The sequence below is a fragment of the Amnibacterium kyonggiense genome, assembly GCF_004364555.1.
GTDB lineage: Bacteria > Actinomycetota > Actinomycetes > Actinomycetales > Microbacteriaceae > Amnibacterium > Amnibacterium kyonggiense.
This window is the reverse complement of sequence record NZ_SOAM01000001.1, coordinates 101998-117602: the sequence shown is the minus strand read 5'-3', so window position 1 is coordinate 117602 and position 15605 is coordinate 101998. Positions and strand designations below refer to the sequence as shown.

General features: G+C 72.7%; 16 protein-coding genes and 1 tRNA gene. 10 read left to right on the top strand and 7 right to left on the bottom strand.

Annotated features, from left to right (window positions below; translation table 11 throughout):
* Positions 1 to 3: 3 nt before the first annotated feature.
* The 4 genes from CLV52_RS00665 to CLV52_RS00650 all read right to left on the bottom strand — a co-directional run bounded on the left by CLV52_RS00665 (position 4) and on the right by CLV52_RS00650 (position 3587).
* Positions 4 to 840 (bottom strand): ABC transporter permease, encoded by an 837-nt coding sequence (locus CLV52_RS00665; protein ID WP_246017856.1) that lies wholly within the window; start codon positions 838 to 840, stop codon positions 4 to 6.
* Positions 837 to 1691 carry an ABC transporter ATP-binding protein gene (locus CLV52_RS00660; protein WP_133763920.1) on the bottom strand — a complete coding sequence of 285 codons (855 nt, stop codon included), beginning with the start codon at positions 1689 to 1691 and terminating at the stop codon, positions 837 to 839. Before CLV52_RS00660 ends, CLV52_RS00665 begins: the two co-directional genes overlap by 4 nt.
* The gene (locus CLV52_RS00655) at positions 1688 to 2290 is read right to left on the bottom strand and encodes a Pr6Pr family membrane protein (protein ID WP_133763918.1); all 603 of its coding nucleotides are present in this window, start codon (positions 2288 to 2290) and stop codon (positions 1688 to 1690) included. Before CLV52_RS00655 ends, CLV52_RS00660 begins: the two co-directional genes overlap by 4 nt.
* A gap of 91 nt (positions 2291 to 2381) precedes the next feature.
* The gene (locus tag CLV52_RS00650; RefSeq protein WP_246017854.1) at positions 2382 to 3587 is read right to left on the bottom strand and encodes a pyridoxal phosphate-dependent aminotransferase; all 1206 of its coding nucleotides are present in this window, start codon (positions 3585 to 3587) and stop codon (positions 2382 to 2384) included.
* 91 nt (positions 3588 to 3678) lie between these two features.
* Between CLV52_RS00650 and CLV52_RS00645 the strand changes: the two genes are divergently transcribed.
* From CLV52_RS00645 to rplA, 6 genes are all read left to right on the top strand, one after another.
* Positions 3679 to 4458: a glucose 1-dehydrogenase gene (locus CLV52_RS00645; protein WP_246017852.1), complete on the top strand. Its 780-nt coding sequence runs from the start codon at positions 3679 to 3681 to the stop codon at positions 4456 to 4458.
* 96 nt (positions 4459 to 4554) lie between these two features.
* Positions 4555 to 4627 (top strand) — tRNA-Trp (locus CLV52_RS00640).
* A 60-nt stretch (positions 4628 to 4687) separates the two neighbouring features.
* Positions 4688 to 4960, top strand: a complete 273-nt coding sequence (secE, locus tag CLV52_RS00635; protein WP_133763913.1) for a preprotein translocase subunit SecE — start codon at positions 4688 to 4690, stop codon at positions 4958 to 4960.
* A gap of 106 nt (positions 4961 to 5066) precedes the next feature.
* Positions 5067 to 6110 (top strand): transcription termination/antitermination protein NusG, encoded by a 1044-nt coding sequence (gene nusG / locus CLV52_RS00630; RefSeq protein WP_162850655.1) that lies wholly within the window; start codon positions 5067 to 5069, stop codon positions 6108 to 6110.
* A 138-nt stretch (positions 6111 to 6248) separates the two neighbouring features.
* Complete coding sequence (gene rplK, locus CLV52_RS00625; protein WP_133763909.1) at positions 6249 to 6680, top strand: 50S ribosomal protein L11; 432 nt, start codon at positions 6249 to 6251, stop codon at positions 6678 to 6680.
* Between the two features lie 12 nt (positions 6681 to 6692).
* Positions 6693 to 7385 (top strand): 50S ribosomal protein L1, encoded by a 693-nt coding sequence (gene rplA, locus CLV52_RS00620; protein ID WP_133763907.1) that lies wholly within the window; start codon positions 6693 to 6695, stop codon positions 7383 to 7385.
* Positions 7386 to 7521: 136 nt separating this feature from the next.
* Here the strand turns inward: rplA and CLV52_RS00615 are convergent, their stop codons facing one another.
* Positions 7522 to 8532: an NADP-dependent oxidoreductase gene (locus CLV52_RS00615; RefSeq protein ID WP_246017850.1), complete on the bottom strand. Its 1011-nt coding sequence runs from the start codon at positions 8530 to 8532 to the stop codon at positions 7522 to 7524.
* A gap of 214 nt (positions 8533 to 8746) precedes the next feature.
* Here CLV52_RS00615 and CLV52_RS00610 point away from each other — a divergent pair, with 214 nt between their 5' ends.
* Both CLV52_RS00610 and CLV52_RS00605 read left to right on the top strand, forming a co-directional pair.
* On the top strand, positions 8747 to 9502 hold the full coding sequence (locus tag CLV52_RS00610; RefSeq protein WP_133763905.1) for a response regulator transcription factor: 756 nt from the start codon (positions 8747 to 8749) through the stop codon (positions 9500 to 9502).
* A 25-nt stretch (positions 9503 to 9527) separates the two neighbouring features.
* Positions 9528 to 11030 (top strand): sensor histidine kinase, encoded by a 1503-nt coding sequence (locus CLV52_RS00605; RefSeq protein ID WP_133763903.1) that lies wholly within the window; start codon positions 9528 to 9530, stop codon positions 11028 to 11030.
* 58 nt (positions 11031 to 11088) lie between these two features.
* On the opposite strand, the gene CLV52_RS00600 is transcribed toward CLV52_RS00605, so the two are convergent.
* Together CLV52_RS00600 and CLV52_RS00595 are read right to left on the bottom strand one after the other, a co-directional pair.
* A complete protein-coding gene (locus CLV52_RS00600; protein ID WP_133763900.1) occupies positions 11089 to 12075 on the bottom strand; it encodes a 1-phosphofructokinase family hexose kinase in 987 nt (328 codons plus the stop codon).
* Positions 12076 to 12136: 61 nt separating this feature from the next.
* Positions 12137 to 12832, bottom strand: coding sequence for a YoaK family protein (locus tag CLV52_RS00595; protein WP_133763898.1), 696 nt, complete (start codon positions 12830 to 12832; stop codon positions 12137 to 12139).
* Positions 12833 to 12965: 133 nt separating this feature from the next.
* Between CLV52_RS00595 and CLV52_RS00590 the strand changes: the two genes are divergently transcribed.
* On the top strand, positions 12966 to 14048 hold the full coding sequence (locus tag CLV52_RS00590) for an acetamidase/formamidase family protein (RefSeq protein ID WP_133763896.1): 1083 nt from the start codon (positions 12966 to 12968) through the stop codon (positions 14046 to 14048).
* Positions 14041 to 15579, top strand: a complete 1539-nt coding sequence (locus tag CLV52_RS00585) for an AtzH-like domain-containing protein (RefSeq protein ID WP_133763894.1) — start codon at positions 14041 to 14043, stop codon at positions 15577 to 15579. The genes CLV52_RS00590 and CLV52_RS00585 overlap by 8 nt, the downstream gene beginning before the upstream one ends.
* Positions 15580 to 15605: the final 26 nt, after the last annotated feature.

Sequence of the window (15605 nt, the reverse complement as noted above, 5' to 3'; positions counted from 1 at the left end):
GCCTCAGCCGTCGCGGCGGACCCACCGGAAGGTGAGCCGCGCGGCGACGAGCCCGACGACGGTCCACGCGACCAGCACGACGGCCGTCGTGCCGAGGTCCCAGCTGCCGCCCCGCTCCGCCGCCGCGAAGTGCTCGGGCAGGAACGCCGACCGCATGCCCTGCGCCACCCACTTCACCGGGAAGACGCTCGCCACGTCCTGCAACCAGGTCGGCAGGTCGGTGAAGGTGAAGTAGACGCCGGACACGAACTGCAGCACGAGCAGGATCGGGACGATGACGGCGCTGGCGGACCGCCCGGTGCGGGGGATGCCGGAGATCCCGATGCCGAGGACCGTCGCCATCAGGATCGACAGCAGGAAGACCCATGCGAACCGCAGCCAGTGCGTCGCGTCGTCCGGCAGCGCGACGTCGAAGAGCAGGTGCGCCACGGCGAGCAGGAGCAGCAGCTGCACGACTGCGGTGACGAGCACCGAGCCGGCCTTCCCGATGAAGTACGACACGACGGGCAGCGGGGAGCCGCCGAGCCGCTTCAGCGTGCCGTCGCTCCGCTCCTGCGCGATCGCGATGCCGAGGTTCTGCACGCCCGAGAGGACGACGCCGGCGGCGACGAGCCCCGGCAGGTAGTAGGCGGCGACGGTGATGCCCCCGGTGCCGTCCGGCCGCGCACCGACCGGGTCGGACGCGCTGAACGCCGCCGCGAACACCAGGAAGATCACGGTCGGGAACAGGAACGTGAAGAACACGGTGTCGCGCTCGCGGAAGTACTGGCGCACCTCCCAGCGGACGCGCGCGGCGCCGAGCCGCAGCCTGCGGCCGGGCGTGAACGCGCCGGCGCTCACGCGACGCCCTCGTCGCCGATGAGGCCGAGGTAGACGTCCTCGAGGGAGGGGCGGCGGATCTCGACGTCCTCCGGCTCGCCCCCGGCGGCGGCGACGAGCCGGGCGACGAGCGTCGCGGGCTCCTCCGTCCGCTCCTCGTGGCGGCCGTCGGCGTCGCGCCAGCGCACGATCGGCACGCGTGCCGCCGGCGAGCCGATCGCGTCCACAGGACCGATGGCGAGCAGGCGGCCCGCCGCGACGACCGCCGCCCGGTCGGCGAGCGCCGCGGCCTCGTCGAGGTAGTGGGTCGTCAGGAGGATCGTGGTGCCCTCCGCCTTCAGCTGCTCGATCAGCTGCCAGAACCGGCGCCGCGCCTCGGGGTCGAAGCCCGTGGTCGGCTCGTCGAGGAAGAGCAGCTCCGGTCGGCCGACGATGCCGAGCGCGACGTCGAGGCGCCGCCGCCGCCCGCCGGACAGCGCGCGGATCCGGGTGCGGGCGTCGTCGGTGAGCCCGACCGCCTCGAGCGTCTCGTCGACCGGGCGCGGATCGGGGAAGAAGGCGGCGACGTGCGTCAGCAGCTCCCGCACGGTCGCGGCCTCCGCCTCCGTGCTCGACTGCAGCACGACGCCGATCCGGGCCTTCCAGGCGAGCCCGGCCGTCCCCGGGTCCTCGCCGAGCACCAGGGCGCTGCCGCCCGAGCGCCGGCGGTAGCCCTCGAGGATCTCGATGGTCGTCGACTTGCCGGCGCCGTTCGGGCCGAGCAGCGCGAAGGTCTCACCTCGCTCGATGCTGAACGACACCCCGTCGAGCGCCGTCCGGTCGCCGTACCGCTTGCTCAGGTCGGCGACCTCCACGACCGGCGCCCCGCTCATGTCCGCCGAGAGCGGAGCATCAGGCGGGCGAGCGCGCCGACGCCGGCGAACACGCCCGCGACGAGCGCGACCCACGCGGCGACGACGCCGTAGCCCTGCGAGGGGTTCAGGAACGGATAGGGCACCCAGCCGTCCGTCGCCCCGCGGACGAGCACGACGGCGGTCCACACGAGCGGGTAGACGAGCACGAGCGGGAGGAGGCGCAGGGCGGGCCGGAACCGGTCGGGCGCCAGCAGCAGGTCGACGAGCGCCGCGAGCGGGGAGAGCGCGTGCAGGGTCAGGTTGGCCCAGGGGAGCGGGACGCCGCCGGCCGCGTGCAGCGGTGCGAGCACCGTCCAGTAGACGACCCCGACCACGATCAGGTACGTCCCGGCGCACCACCGGACGACGACCCACGCCGGCGTGGACGGCGCGCCCCGGAGCAGCCGGATCCCGCCGACGACCGCGACGACGGCGCCGATCACGTTCGACTGGATCGTGAAGTAGCCGAAGAAGTCGACGAGGCTCACCGGGAGGACGTCGGCGAGGGTGGCGACGACGGCCGCGACGATGAGCGCGCCGACGACGAGGCGGAGCGCTGCGGTCACCACCGACGACATGGTTCCGACCGTAGGGCGTGCCGTGCCCCTCCGGCCAGGGCCGCCGCGTTCTGGGGGCGCGCCGACCCGGAGGAGCTGCGGAGCCGGGAGGTCAGCCGAAGAAGTCGGCCAGGCGGGAGACGCCCTCGGCGAGCTGGTCGTCGCCGAGCGCGTAGCTGAGCCGCAGGTAGCCGGAGGGGCCGAAGGCCTCGCCCGGCACGACGGCGACCTCGAGCCGGTCGAGCAGCAGGTCGGCGAGCTCGAGCGTCGTCGTCGGCGTCGTGCCGCCCCACTCGCGACCGAGCAGCGCGGTGACGTCGGGGTAGACGTAGAACGCTCCCTGCGGCGTCGGCGTGCGGAAGCCCGGGATCGCGTTCAGGCCGGAGACGATCGCGGACCGGCGGCGGTCGAACGCCTGCCGCATCGCCTCGATCGGCTCGGTCGGTCCGGTGAGGGCCGCGATCGCGGCGCGCTGCGCGACGTTGTTCACGTTCGAGGACAGGTGCGACTGGAGGTCGTTCGCGCCCTTGATCGCCGCGGCCGGCCCGATCATCCAGCCGACGCGCCAGCCCGTCATCGCGTACGTCTTCGCGACGCCGTTCACGAGCACCGTCTGGTCCGCGAGGTCCGGCACCGCCTCGACGATCGACACGGCGCGCACGCCGTCGTAGACGAGGTTCTGGTAGATCTCGTCGGTCATCACCCAGATGCCGTGCTCGAGCGCCCACTCGCCGATCGCCCGGGTCTCCTCGGGCGTGTAGACCGCGCCCGTGGGGTTGGACGGCGAGACGAAGACGAGGAGCTTCGTCCGCGGGGTGCGGGCCACCTCGAGCTGCTCGACGGTGACCTTGTACTCCTGGTCCGCGCCGGCGAAGACCTCCACGGGCACGCCGCCCGCGAGCTTCACGACCTCCGGGTACGTCACCCAGTACGGCGCGGGGATGATCACCTCGTCGCCGTCGCCGACGAGGGTCGCCACGGTCTGGAAGACGGCGTGCTTGCCGCCGTTCGTGACGATCACCTGCGCGGGGGAGACCTCGAGCCCGCTGTCGCGGAGCGTCTTCGCCGCGATCGCCTCGCGGAGCTCGGGCAGGCCGGCGGCCGCCGTGTAGTGGTGGTTGCGCGGGTCGCGGGCCGCGCGCTCGGCGGCCTCCACGACGTGCTGCGGCGAGTCGAAGTCCGGCTCGCCCGCCGCGTAGCTGACGACCGGGCGGCCGGCGGCCTTCAGCGCCTTCGCCTTCGAGTCGACCTTCAGGGTCGCGGACTCGGCGATGGCGGCGATGCGCGGGGAGATCGGGGCGGGAGCGGTGCGAGGCACGCTGCCCAAGCGTAGCGACGCGGGACGCGTACGGGTCGGGTTCAGGCGGGACGGCGCACGCTCGCGTGCGACGCGCGACCGTGCGCGGCGGATGGAGGCGGAGATGCTGCTCGAGGGGAAGTCGATCGTCGTGACCGGGGGCAACTCCGGCATCGGGAAGGCGATCGTGCTGGCGATGGCCGCGGAGGGCGCGAGCGTCGTCGTCGACTACGTCGCGCACGAGGACGCGACGACGCAGCTGATCGCGCAGGTCGAGGCCGCGGGCGGGGAGGCGGTCGGGGTCGAGGCCGACATCTCGAAGGCGGACGACCTCCACCGCATGATGCGGACGGCGGTGGACTCCTTCGGGCGGCTCGACGTGCTCGTCAACAACGCGGGCATCGAGACCCGGCAGTCGCTGCTCGACACGACCGAGGAGGACTACGAGAAGGTCATGGCGGTGAACATGAAGAGCGCGTTCTTCGCCTCGCAGGCCGCGGCGAAGCGGTTCATCGAGCAGGGCGACGGCGGCCTCGTGATCAACATCTCCTCGGTGCACGAGGACTGGCCGATGCCCGGCAACATCGCCTACTGCGTCTCGAAGGGCGGCATGCGGATGCTGACCCGCACCGCGGGCGTCGAGCTCGGGCCGCACGGCATCCGGATGGTGAACGTCGCGCCGGGCGCGGTGGACACGCCGATCAATGCGGCGACCACCAGCAACACGGAGAAGCTGGGCGAGTTGAAGGACGCGATCCCGCTCCGGCGCCTTGCCGAGTCGAGCGACATCGCCGACGTCGTGGTGTTCCTCGCGTCGGGCAGGGCGTCGTATATGACGTCGACGACCGTGGTCGTCGACGGCGGCATCATGCAGGGCAGCGTCGGTCTCTGACCGTGGCGCCCGCGGTCCCCGGCGGGGCCGCTGCTACACTTGCGGCGCCCGTGGGGACGGAGCGCGCCTGCGCGCACCCGATCCGCGAGCAGCCCTAGGGCGGTGGCTCAATTGGTAGAGCAGCGGTCTCCAAAACCGCAGGTTGCAGGTTCGAGTCCTGTCCGCCCTGCGAAGGCGGCCCCTCCGGGGCCGTGTTCGGCAGGAGAACAGCGGCGAGAGGAGGACCCAGGTGGCGCGCAGAGTGCTCGACGAGCCCGGCGAGGACGTCGTCGCGGTGGCGCGGCTCGAGCGGCAGGCACGTCGTGGTCCGTTCGCCCGCATCGCCCTGTTCCTCCGGCAGGTCGTCGCCGAGCTGCGCAAGGTGGTCACCCCCACCTGGCGCGAGCTCATCACCTACACCGGGGTGGTGCTCGGCTTCGTCGTCGTCATGATGGCGATCGTGTACGTGCTGGACCTCGGGTTCGGCGCCCTCGTGGTGTGGGTGTTCGCCGGCACCAGCTGACCCCCGGCGCCGCCGCACGGCAGCGCCGCCCGCCCGCGCACCCATGCGGGCGACGCCCGACGAGGCGAACCCCGCCGTCATCGATCCAGAAGGAACGCGAAGAACCGTGGCCAAGTCCCACCGCGACGAGCTCGACCTCGAGCCCGAGTACGAGCAGAACGCCGGCCCCGACGAGGGCGACCCCGAGCTGGCGCTCGCTGACGACTCCCACCTCCCCAGCCGGGAGGAGGAGCTCGAGGAGGCCGTCGAGGGCGACCGCCTGAGCCCGGTCGACGACGACGACGAGGACTTCGAGGAGGAGCTCGAGGCGATCGAGGAGGCGGCGGACCCCGCTGCCGACCGCGCCGTCGACGAGGCGCTCGAGGTGCACGACCCCGCCGACTACGAGGCCGCCGCCGAGGCGACCGACGACGAGAGTGACGAAGCCTTCGAGGAGGCCGCGGCCACCGGTGACGGGGAGACCGTCGCGGAGGGCATCGCCGCGGACGTGGCCGAGGACGAGCTGGACGACGAGGTCGAGGTCGACCCGTACGAGGCCTTCCGGCAGGAGCTGCGCGGCAAGCTCGGCAAGTGGTACGTCATCCACTCCTACGCGGGCTTCGAGAAGCGCGTGAAGCAGAACATCGAGCAGCGCAAGACGACGCTCGCCCAGGAGGACGCGATCTACGAGGTCCAGGTCCCGATGGAGGACGTGGTCGAGATCAAGAACGGCCAGCGCAAGCTGGTGAACCGCGTGCGCATCCCCGGCTACGTGCTCGTCCGCATGGACCTGAACGAGGAGTCGTGGTCGCTCGTCCGCCACACGCCGGGCGTCACCGGCTTCGTCGGCAACGCGCACAACCCGACCCCGCTGCGCTTCAACGAGGCGTTCGAGATGCTGAAGAGCACCGTCCAGGTCGCCGAGGCCCCGGCGAAGTCCGGCGCCGGCGCGGCCAAGGGCGCCCGCGGCGCGACGGCTCGCCAGCCGATCCCGGCCGAGGTCGATTTCGAGACCGGCGAGACGATCACGATCAAGGAGGGCTCGTTCGCGGGCCTCCCCGGCACGATCTCCGAGATCAAGCCGGAGAGCGGCAAGCTCACCGTCCTCGTCTCCCTCTTCGAGCGCGAGACGCCGGTCGAGCTCTCGTTCGACCAGGTCACCAAGCTCTGAGTCGATGGACGGGGGTGGCCCCGTTCAGTGGCGTAAGATCGTCCGTCGGCCTTTCGGCCGCGGTACCACGCCGTGCACGGGCACGGAGGTGGGAGCAGACGTGCGGCATCCGCCCGCGTCTTCGAGAGAGAAGGAAACATGGCTCGCCAGAAGAAGGTGACCGGCCTGATCAAGCTCCAGATCAAGGCGGGCGCCGCCAACCCGGCGCCCCCGATCGGGCCCGCGCTCGGTCAGCACGGCGTCAACATCATGGAATTCTGCAAGGCGTACAACGCCGCGACCGAGTCGCAGCGCGGCAACGTCGTCCCGGTGGAGATCACCGTCTACGAGGACCGGACGTTCACGTTCGTCCTGAAGACCCCGCCGGCCGCCGAGCTGATCAAGAAGGCCGCGGGCGTCGCCAAGGGCTCCTCCACGCCCCACACCGCCAAGGTCGGTCGCCTCACCCGCGACCAGGTGCGCGAGATCGCCCAGACCAAGCAGCCGGACCTGAACGCCAACGACCTCGAGGCCGCCGCGAACATCATCGCCGGCACCGCGCGGTCCATGGGCATCACGGTCGAGCAGTAGGAGGCGGACACCATGGCACAGAAGAGCAAGGCGTACCGCGCCGCGGCCGCCAAGATCGAAGAGGGCAAGTTCTACTCGGCCGACGAGGCCCTGACGCTCGCGAAGGAGACCGGGTCGGCGAAGTTCGACTCCACGGTCGAGGTCGCGTTCAAGCTCGGCGTCGACGTGCGCAAGGCGGACCAGATCGTGCGCGGCACGGTCTCCCTCCCGCACGGCACCGGTAAGACGGCCCGCGTCATCGTGTTCGCGATCGGCCCGGCCGCTGAGGCCGCGATCGCCGCGGGCGCCGACGAGGTCGGCGGCGACGAGCTGATCGCCCGCGTCGCGGGCGGTTGGACCGACTTCGACGCCGCGGTCGCGACGCCGGACATGATGGGCAAGGTCGGCCGTCTCGGCCGCGTCCTCGGCCCGCGCGGCCTCATGCCGAACCCGCGCACCGGCACCGTGACCCCGAACGCGGCGCAGGCCGTGTCCGAGATCAAGGGTGGTCGCATCGAGTTCCGCACCGACAAGCACTCCAACGTGCACCTCGTCGTCGGCAAGGCCGGCTTCTCGGAGCAGGCGCTGAGCGAGAACTTCAAGGCGGCGCTCGACGAGCTGAACCGGCTGAAGCCCTCCGCTGCGAAGGGGCGCTACATCCAGAAGGCGTCGGTCTCCACGACCTTCGGCCCGGGCATCCCCCTGGACGTCGCCGCACTCGTTTGATGGTCTTCGATCCGCGAGCGGATCGAAGCCTGTGTCGTAGCGCAGCGCACGCTGTTCATGAACACCGTGCGCTGCGGATGACGACGGACACGCTGACAGAACGGCGGGTCTCCTCGGAGGCCCGCCGTTCGGCGTCTCAGTAGTCGGCGACCTGGACGACGACCTTGCCGCGCACGTGGCCGGCCTCGAGCAGCCGCTGGGCGTCCGCGATCCGGTCGAGCGGGAAGACCTCCTGCACCGACACGCGCACGTCGCCGGAGTTGATGAGGCGGCCGATCACCGCGAGCGTCGCGGCGTCCGGCACCATCCGGTACGACGTGGCGCGCACGCCCGCCCGTCGCGCGTCGTCCATCAGCGTCGGCCAGCTGCCGCTCGGCACGTTGACCAGGAGACCGCCGGGCCGCAGGACGTCGAGCGAGCGGGGCCCGGTTCGGTCCTGCTGATCGCCGACCAGATCGATGACGGTGTCGACCTCCGCGACGACGTCCTCGAAGCGGTTCGTCGTGTGGTCGATCGTCTCGCTCGCGCCGAGCTCGCGCAGCCAGTTCGTGTTCCGTCCGGATGCGGTCGCGATGACGTGCGCGCCGAAGTAGGCGGCGAACTGCACGGCGAGGTGGCCGACGCCGCCGGCTCCCGCGTGGATGAGGATCCGCTGGCCCTCGTGCGCCTTCGCGAGCTCGACGACGGCGCCCCATGCGGTGAGCGCCGCGAGCGGCACCGCCGCGGCCTCGGCGTGCGAGAGGATCTTCGGCTTCGACGCGACCTGCTGGGCCGGCACGGTCAGGTACTCCGCGAAGCTGCCGGTCGCACGCGGCGCGTTGCTGATGCCGAACACCTCGTCGCCCGGCTGCAGCCGGAACGCCTCGTAGGGCGCGCTGATCACGACGCCGCTGAAGTCGTAGCCGAGCACCGCGGGGAAGCCGGCGACGCCGGCGGCCTCGCCGCCGCCGGCCCGGGTCTTCAGATCGATCGGGTTGACGCCCGCGGCGACGACGCGCACGAGCAGCTCGCCCACGACCGGGACGGGCCGCGCGACGTCGATCACGCGCAGCGCGCCCGCGTCGCCGAATCGATCGAGCACGGCGGCCCGCATCGTGCCGCCGGTCGCCGACGGGGCCGCGACAGCGACCTCCCCGTGGAGTGTCATCGTGCCTCCGGTCCGTCCCGATCGGGCTCGTGCAGGGGACCAATTCCACCGGGCGAGTGATTCCGCACTGTTACGGCGGGATCAACGCTGTGGAACAAGGACGGGTCGCCGTCGAGACCTCGACCCGCGGCGGGCCGCATCGGCGTCTCCCAAGAAGTGCATGAGTCCTCCTCATGCGCCTCATAGGAAGCTGCGCTTCTCTGGAGTGGTGTCCATGACCCGACCTGCCGCTGCCGATGCCGCTCCCCAGAGCCGTCCCCGCCTGAAGCATCCGGACGGGAGCCCGATCCGCGTGCTCGTCGTGGACGACGAGCCCACGCTCACCGATCTCCTCCAGATGGCCCTCCGCTACGAGGGCTGGGAGGTCAAGACCGCCGCGGACGGCCGGCGCGCCCTCGCGCTCGCCCGCGAGTTCCGCCCCGACGCGATCGTGCTCGACATGATGCTGCCGGACATCGACGGGATGCAGGTGCTGTCGCGCGTGCGGCAGGACGGCCAGCAGACCGCGGTGCTGTTCCTCACCGCGAAGGACTCGCTCGAGGACCGCATCAACGGCCTGACCGCCGGCGGCGACGACTACGTCACGAAGCCGTTCAGCCTGGAGGAGCTCGTCGCGCGCCTCCGCGGCCTCATCCGCCGCTCGATGCTCACCGCGAGCGAGGAGGAGGACCCACGCCTCGTCGTCGGCGACCTCGTGCTCGACGAGGACAGCCACGAGGTGTCCCGCGACGGCGAGCAGATCGACCTCACGGCGACGGAGTTCGAGCTGCTGCGGTACCTGATGCGCAATCCGCGCCGCGTCCTGTCGAAGACCCAGATCCTCGACCGTGTGTGGAACTACGACTTCGGCGGCAAGTCCAGCGTCGTGGAGATCTACATCTCCTACCTGCGCCGGAAGATCGACGCCGGTCGCAAGCCGATGATCCACACGGTGCGCGGCGCCGGGTACATGCTGAAGGCGGCGGAGTAGACCCTCCGCCGCATCGAGGTCCTCCATGCAGTTCTCGAGCTGGACGCTGCGCTCACGTCTGATCGCGCTCACCGTGGTCCTGGTGGCGGCGACGAGCATCCTCGTCGGCGGCGTGATGTCGTTCGTCATCCGGCAGAGCTACGTCAGCCAGTTCGACCAGCAGCTCGCGAGCACCTCACAGGGCGTCGCCGGTGCGATCGCCCGTACCGGAAAGGTCGTCATCGGCCAGTTCGGCGTCGACAAGGGGACGGTCGTCGCCTACTTCCAACCCGACGGCACGGCGCTCGGGTCGGCGATCTCCTCGGCCAACCAACCGATCGATCTGGACCCGGACGAGTTGACCGCGCTCCGGCGGAGCGCCGATTCGGACTCCGGATCGGCGCAACGAGGTCAGGGGGTCGTCGGGAATGCGGAGCTCGAAGGAGCGAGTTACCGCATCGTGGCGACGACCGATCCCTCCGGCGGCGTGCTGGTGGTGGGAAAGCCGTCCAGCATCCTCAACGCGGAGATCGCAGCCGTCCTCGCGCCCATCGCGATCGTCGTGCTGCTCGCCGTCGTGCTCGCCGGGCTGCTCGGCGCGCTCGTCGTCGGGCGTGCCCTGCGGCCGCTCCGTCGTGTGGCGGCGATCGCCTCCGACGTGGCGGCTCTTCCGCTCGAGCGGGGCGACGTCGAGCTGCCCGAGCGCGTGCCGGCGACGGACACGAACCCGCACACGGAGGTCGGGCAGGTCGGGTCCGCGCTGAACAACCTCCTCGACTCCGTGGAGTCGGCCCTCGCGGTGCGGCAGGCGAGCGAGGACAAGGTCCGCAACTTCGTCGCCGACGCGAGTCACGAGCTGCGCACGCCGCTCGCGTCCATCCGCGGCTACGCGGAGCTGACGCGCCGCTTCGGCGGGGATCTGACGGAGGACGTGCAGCACAACATCGGCCGCATCGAGTCCGAGGCGATGCGGATGACGAGCCTCGTCGAGGACCTGCTGCTGCTCGCCCGGCTCGACGCGGAGCGCGAGCTCACGACGACCGAGGTCGACCTCTCGCGGCTGCTCGTCGACGTGCTGAGCGACGCCAACGCGGCCGGCCCCGACCACGACTGGGAGCTCGACCTGCCGGAGGAGCCCGTCGTCGTCCGCGGCGACGAGGCGAAGCTGCAGCAGGTCTTCGCCAACCTCCTCACGAACGCGCGCGTCCACACGCCTGCGGGCACGCGGGTGACCCTCGAGCTCGCCGAGCCGCGCGACGGTCACGTGGTCGCGCGGGTGCGGGACAACGGTCCCGGCATCCCGGAGAAGCTGCGGCCGCAGCTGTTCGGCCGATTCGTGCGCGGCGATTCCTCCCGGGCGCGCACGACGGGCAGCACCGGCCTCGGCCTCTCCATCGTGAGCGCGGTCGTGCAGGCGCACCACGGGACGGTCTCGGTCGCCTCCGAGCCCGGTGCGACCGTCTTCACGGTGCAGCTGCCGGTCGAGCAGCCCGCCGTCTCCTCGTCGCATCCCGCGCCGGCGGACGCCGGAGCCCCCCAGCCCGCCTGACGGTTCACCGATACGGAGATCCGGGCCTCCGGATCTCCGTATCGGTGAACGGGCCGCGCTACTTCTTCGTCAGGTGGGTGGCCTCGAGCAGGACGCGCTCGGGGTCCGGGGTGCTGACCGTCGGCTCCGGGGCGTCCTCCAGCCCCGTGATGAGCGTCGTCGGCAGCGAGACCGCCAGCGCGCCCCAGGAGACCGCCGTCGCGAGCGCGCGCTCGAGGGCCAGGCCGCCGTCGTCGTCGACGGAGTCGCCGAGGAAGCCCGCGAGGGTCGCGTCGCCGGCGCCGGTCGTGTTCACGAGCTGGGGAGCGACCGCCGCGCCCCACACGGCCGAGTCGGCCGTGATCGCGAGCGCGCCGTCCGCGCCGAGGGACACGAGCGCGACCTCGACGCCGCCGCGGTTCAGCTCGCGGCCCGCCTCCAGCGCCTCGCCGATGGTCGTCAGGTTGCGACCGACCAGGTTCGCGAGCTCGTCCGCGTTCGGCTTGATGAGGTTCACGAGCCCGCTCGTCACGAGCCGGTCGAGGGGCACGCCGCTCGTGTCGAGTGCGACGCGTGCGCCCGCCTCCCGGGCGCGCTCGAACAGCCTCGTCATGTCGACGTAGTCGCCGGTGTCGCTGTTGAACGGGTGGGTGCCGGACGCGCAGAGCCAGTCGGCGTCCATCTCCTGGATCTGCTCGACCGTGAGGTCGACGACCCGCTCCCAGTCCGTGGTCGACATCGGGATCGCGGACTGGTTGACGTTCGTGGTGCGGCCGCCGTCCTCGACGATCGCGGTGTTCACGCGGATGCGTCCCTGGATCGGCATGATCCGCAGGATGTGCGGGAACGGCGTGCGGAACAGGAGGTGCTCGTCGTCCCGCCCGATCGGCATCACCGCCGCGGTCGGGCGGCGGGCGACGTGCAGCGTGCGGGACACGTTCAGTCCCTTGCCGCTCATGTACTCGTGGACCTCCACGGCCCGGTTCACCTTCCCGGGCGCCATGGACGCGACGAGGTAGGTGCGGTCGAGCACCGGGGCAGGGGTCAGGGTGACGACGCCGCTCACGAACCAGCCTTCCGAAGGAGCTTCCGCGCGGGACGCGTCCCGGCGGCTCGCTGCACTCTACTTAAGCGGGGTCCGCCGCCCCCTTCGCCGCCGCCCGGCCGCCCAGCGCGCCGAGGACCGCGACGACGACGAGCAGGATCGCGGCGAGCGCGAGGCCGAGCCAGAACGCGACGAGGAGCAGCGCCGCGCCGGACAGGGCGCCGAGCGCGAGCAGGACGACCGCCGCGAGCCGGCGGAACCACGTCTGGCCGATGCGGCGACCGAGGCGCGAGTCGAACGCGAGCGCGGCGAGGGTGGAGGTGATGACGACCGTCGTGACGTCCGTCACCGCGATGTGCCGGGCGGCGCCGGCCTGCATGCCCATCGCGATCGCCAGCAGCGCGGTGACGGGAAGGCCGAGCTCGGGGGGTGCCGGCGTCTCCGTGATGAACGCGGTCGGGATGAGCGCGACGAGCAGCAGGGCCGCGACGACCGACAGCACCACCGTGTCCCGGCGGTGCCAGCCCTTCGGAACGCCCCGGAGGAACCGGCCCGCGACGGCGGCGCCGACCACGAAGCCCGCGAGCGCGACGATCGGCCCGACGATCGGCAGGCCGTCCTGGCCCGTCAGCCCCATCGCGAGGATCACGACGTTGCCGGTCATGTTCGCCGTGAACACCTTGTCGAGGCCGAGGTAGCCGATCGCGTCGACGACGCCGGTCGAGAACGTGAGCACGAGCATCAGCCCGAGGTGCAGGCGATCCTGATCGCGGAGCATCACGCCTCCCGCGCGTCCCGCACCGGCGTCGCGATGGGCGACGAGATCGCCGTCGCCCCCGACCGGTGCACGCTCCCAGCGTATTGGCGGCGCACGACCAGCGGATACCGTTGTCGCGACCCCGGGAGGTGCCATGCGCTTCGACCTCTCCAGCTGGACCGCCGTCCAGCCCGGAAGCGACGCCGAGACCTACCTGCCCTCCACGCCGGAGACGGTGCTGTGGGGGCGGCTGCCGTGCGCCGACGACGAGCCGGTGCTCTCCGTCGCATCGGGAGCGGTCGTCACCGTCGACACGCTGTCCCACGAGGGCCTCCTGCCCGACCAGGGCCAGGACCCGCTCGCCTTCTTCGCGCGGGAGGGCGTGCCGCCGCAGCTCGTGCTCGAGGACGCGGTCCGCATCGCCGCCGAACGCGTGCACGACGAGGCCGACGGGCCGCACGTCGTGACCGGTCCGATCGCGGTGCGCGGTGCCCGGCCCGGCGACCTGCTCCGGATCGACGTGCTGGAGCTCGAGCCCCGGGTGCCGTACGGGGTCGTCTCCAACCGCCACGGCCGCGGCGCGCTGCCCGGCGAGTACCCGGAGGGGCCCGACGCGGTGAGCGTCTTCGCGGCCGTCGAGGAGCGGGACGACGGCTGGGCCGGCGTGCTGCCGCGCCGTGCCGGATCCGACGCCGTCGCCCGGTTCCCGCTCGCGCCGTTCCTCGGCATCATGGGCGTCGCCGTGGCCGGCCGTGCGCGCCCCCACTCCGTCCCGCCCGGCGCGCACGGCGGCAACATCGACGTGAAGCTGCTCGTCGAGGGCACCGCGCTGCTGCTGCCGGTGCAGGTCGACGACGCGCTCGCCTACGTCGGCGACCCCCACTTCGCGCAGGGGGACGGCGAGGTCGCACTCACCGCGATGGAGGCCTCCCTGCGCGCGACGCTCCGGTTCTCCGTCGTCCCCCGATCCCAGGCGCTCGAGGCGTACGGCGTCGTGACGGGGCCGCTCGTCGTCACGCCCGAGTACCTCGTGCCGACGGGGCTCAGCGAGGACCTCGACGAGGCGGTGCAGCACGCGGTGCGGGCCGCCATCGAGCTGCTGCATGCCCGCTTCGGCATGGACCGCTCGAACGCGCTCGCCTACCTCTCCGCTGCGACGGACTTCGACATCTCTCAGGTCGTCGACCTGGTGAAGGGCGTGCACGCGAAGATCCGGATCGCCGACTTCGATGCCTGATCCCGTGCGCAGCGCCGCCGTCCATGCGGACGCCGCCGTCCCGGACGGGCTCCTCGACGCGTTCTGGCGCTACGAGGACGCCCTCATGGCCGACGATGTGCCGACGCTCGACGCGCTGTTCGCCGAGGGACCCTGGACGCTGCGCGGCGACGCCGGCGGACTGCTCGTCGGCCACGACGCGATCGCGGCGTTCCGCCGAGGCCGCGGGGGCGCGCCGCAGCGCCAGGTCGTGGCGGTGCACGTGCGCGTGCTCGACGCGACCACGGCCGCCGTCGTCGCCGTGGTCGAGCCGCGCACGGGCGGCCGCGGCCAGCAGACCCAGGTGTGGCGGCTCGGTCCGGCGGGCTGGCAGGTGCTCGTCGCGCACGTCGCGGCTCCCGCGCCCGCCGTCGACGGTCGCGTCTGGCGGGAGGTCGGTACGCCGCTCGTGGCCGGCGCCGGCTCGGGGCCGCTCGCCGGCCGTCGCGTCGCCGTGAAGGACCTCTTCGCCGTCGCCGGCCGGCCGATCGGTGCGGGCGTCCCCGCCTACCTCGCGGCGGCCCGGACCGAGCCGGCCACGGCGCCCGCGGTGCAGGTGCTGCTCGACGCCGGCGCGGACCTGACCGGCATCGCGCGGACGGACGAGTTCGCGTACTCGATCGCGGGCGCGAACCCGCACTACGGCACCCCGCCGAACGCCCGCGTCCCCGGCGGGCTCCCCGGCGGCTCGTCGAACGGCCCCGCGTCCGCGGTCGCGCTCGGGCAGGCCGACGTCGGGCTCGGCACCGACACGGGCGGTTCGATCCGCGTGCCCGCGTCGTACCAGGGGCTCTGGGGCCTGCGCACGACCCACGGTCGGGTGCCCCGCGACGGCCTCCTGCCGCTCGCGCCGCGCTTCGACACCGTCGGGTGGCTCACCCGCGACCGCGAGGTGCTCGCCGCGTGCTCCCGCGTCTCCGCGATCGGCGCGCCCGCCGTCGCCGCGCCGGAGCGCTTCGCGATCGCGCCGCGCGCCCTCGAGGCGCTCGAGGCGCCGGTGCGGGAGGCCTTCCTCCGCTGGACCCGCTCGCTCGAGGTCGAGGAGACGGACCTCGGCGACCTCGTGGCGGCCCAGGAGGCGTTTCGCGTCGTGCAGGCGGCCGAGGCCTGGGCCTCCTACGGCGCGTGGCTGACCGCGCACCCCGGCGCGGTCTCGGGTGCGGTGGCCGACCGGTTCCTCGCGGCCTCCCGCATCGACGCCGCTGAGGCGGCGCGCGCCCGGGCGGACCTCGAGGCGCACCGCGCACGCCTCGAGCGGGCCGTCGACGGCGTGATCCTCCTCCTGCCCGCCGCCGCGTCCGTCGCGCCCCAGACCACCGCCGACCCCACGACCGTGGACCGCGTCCGCACCGCGACGCTGCGGCTGACCTGCGTGGCCGGGATCATCGGCGCCCCGTCGCTCGCCGCACCGCTGCTCGAGATCGGCGGCGCGCCCCTCGGCGTCGCGCTCGTCGGCCCGCGCGACAGCGACGACGCCCTCGTCCACCGCGCCGCCGCATTCCCCGCTGCGTAGGCAGCACCGCCCACTCTCCGTCTCGT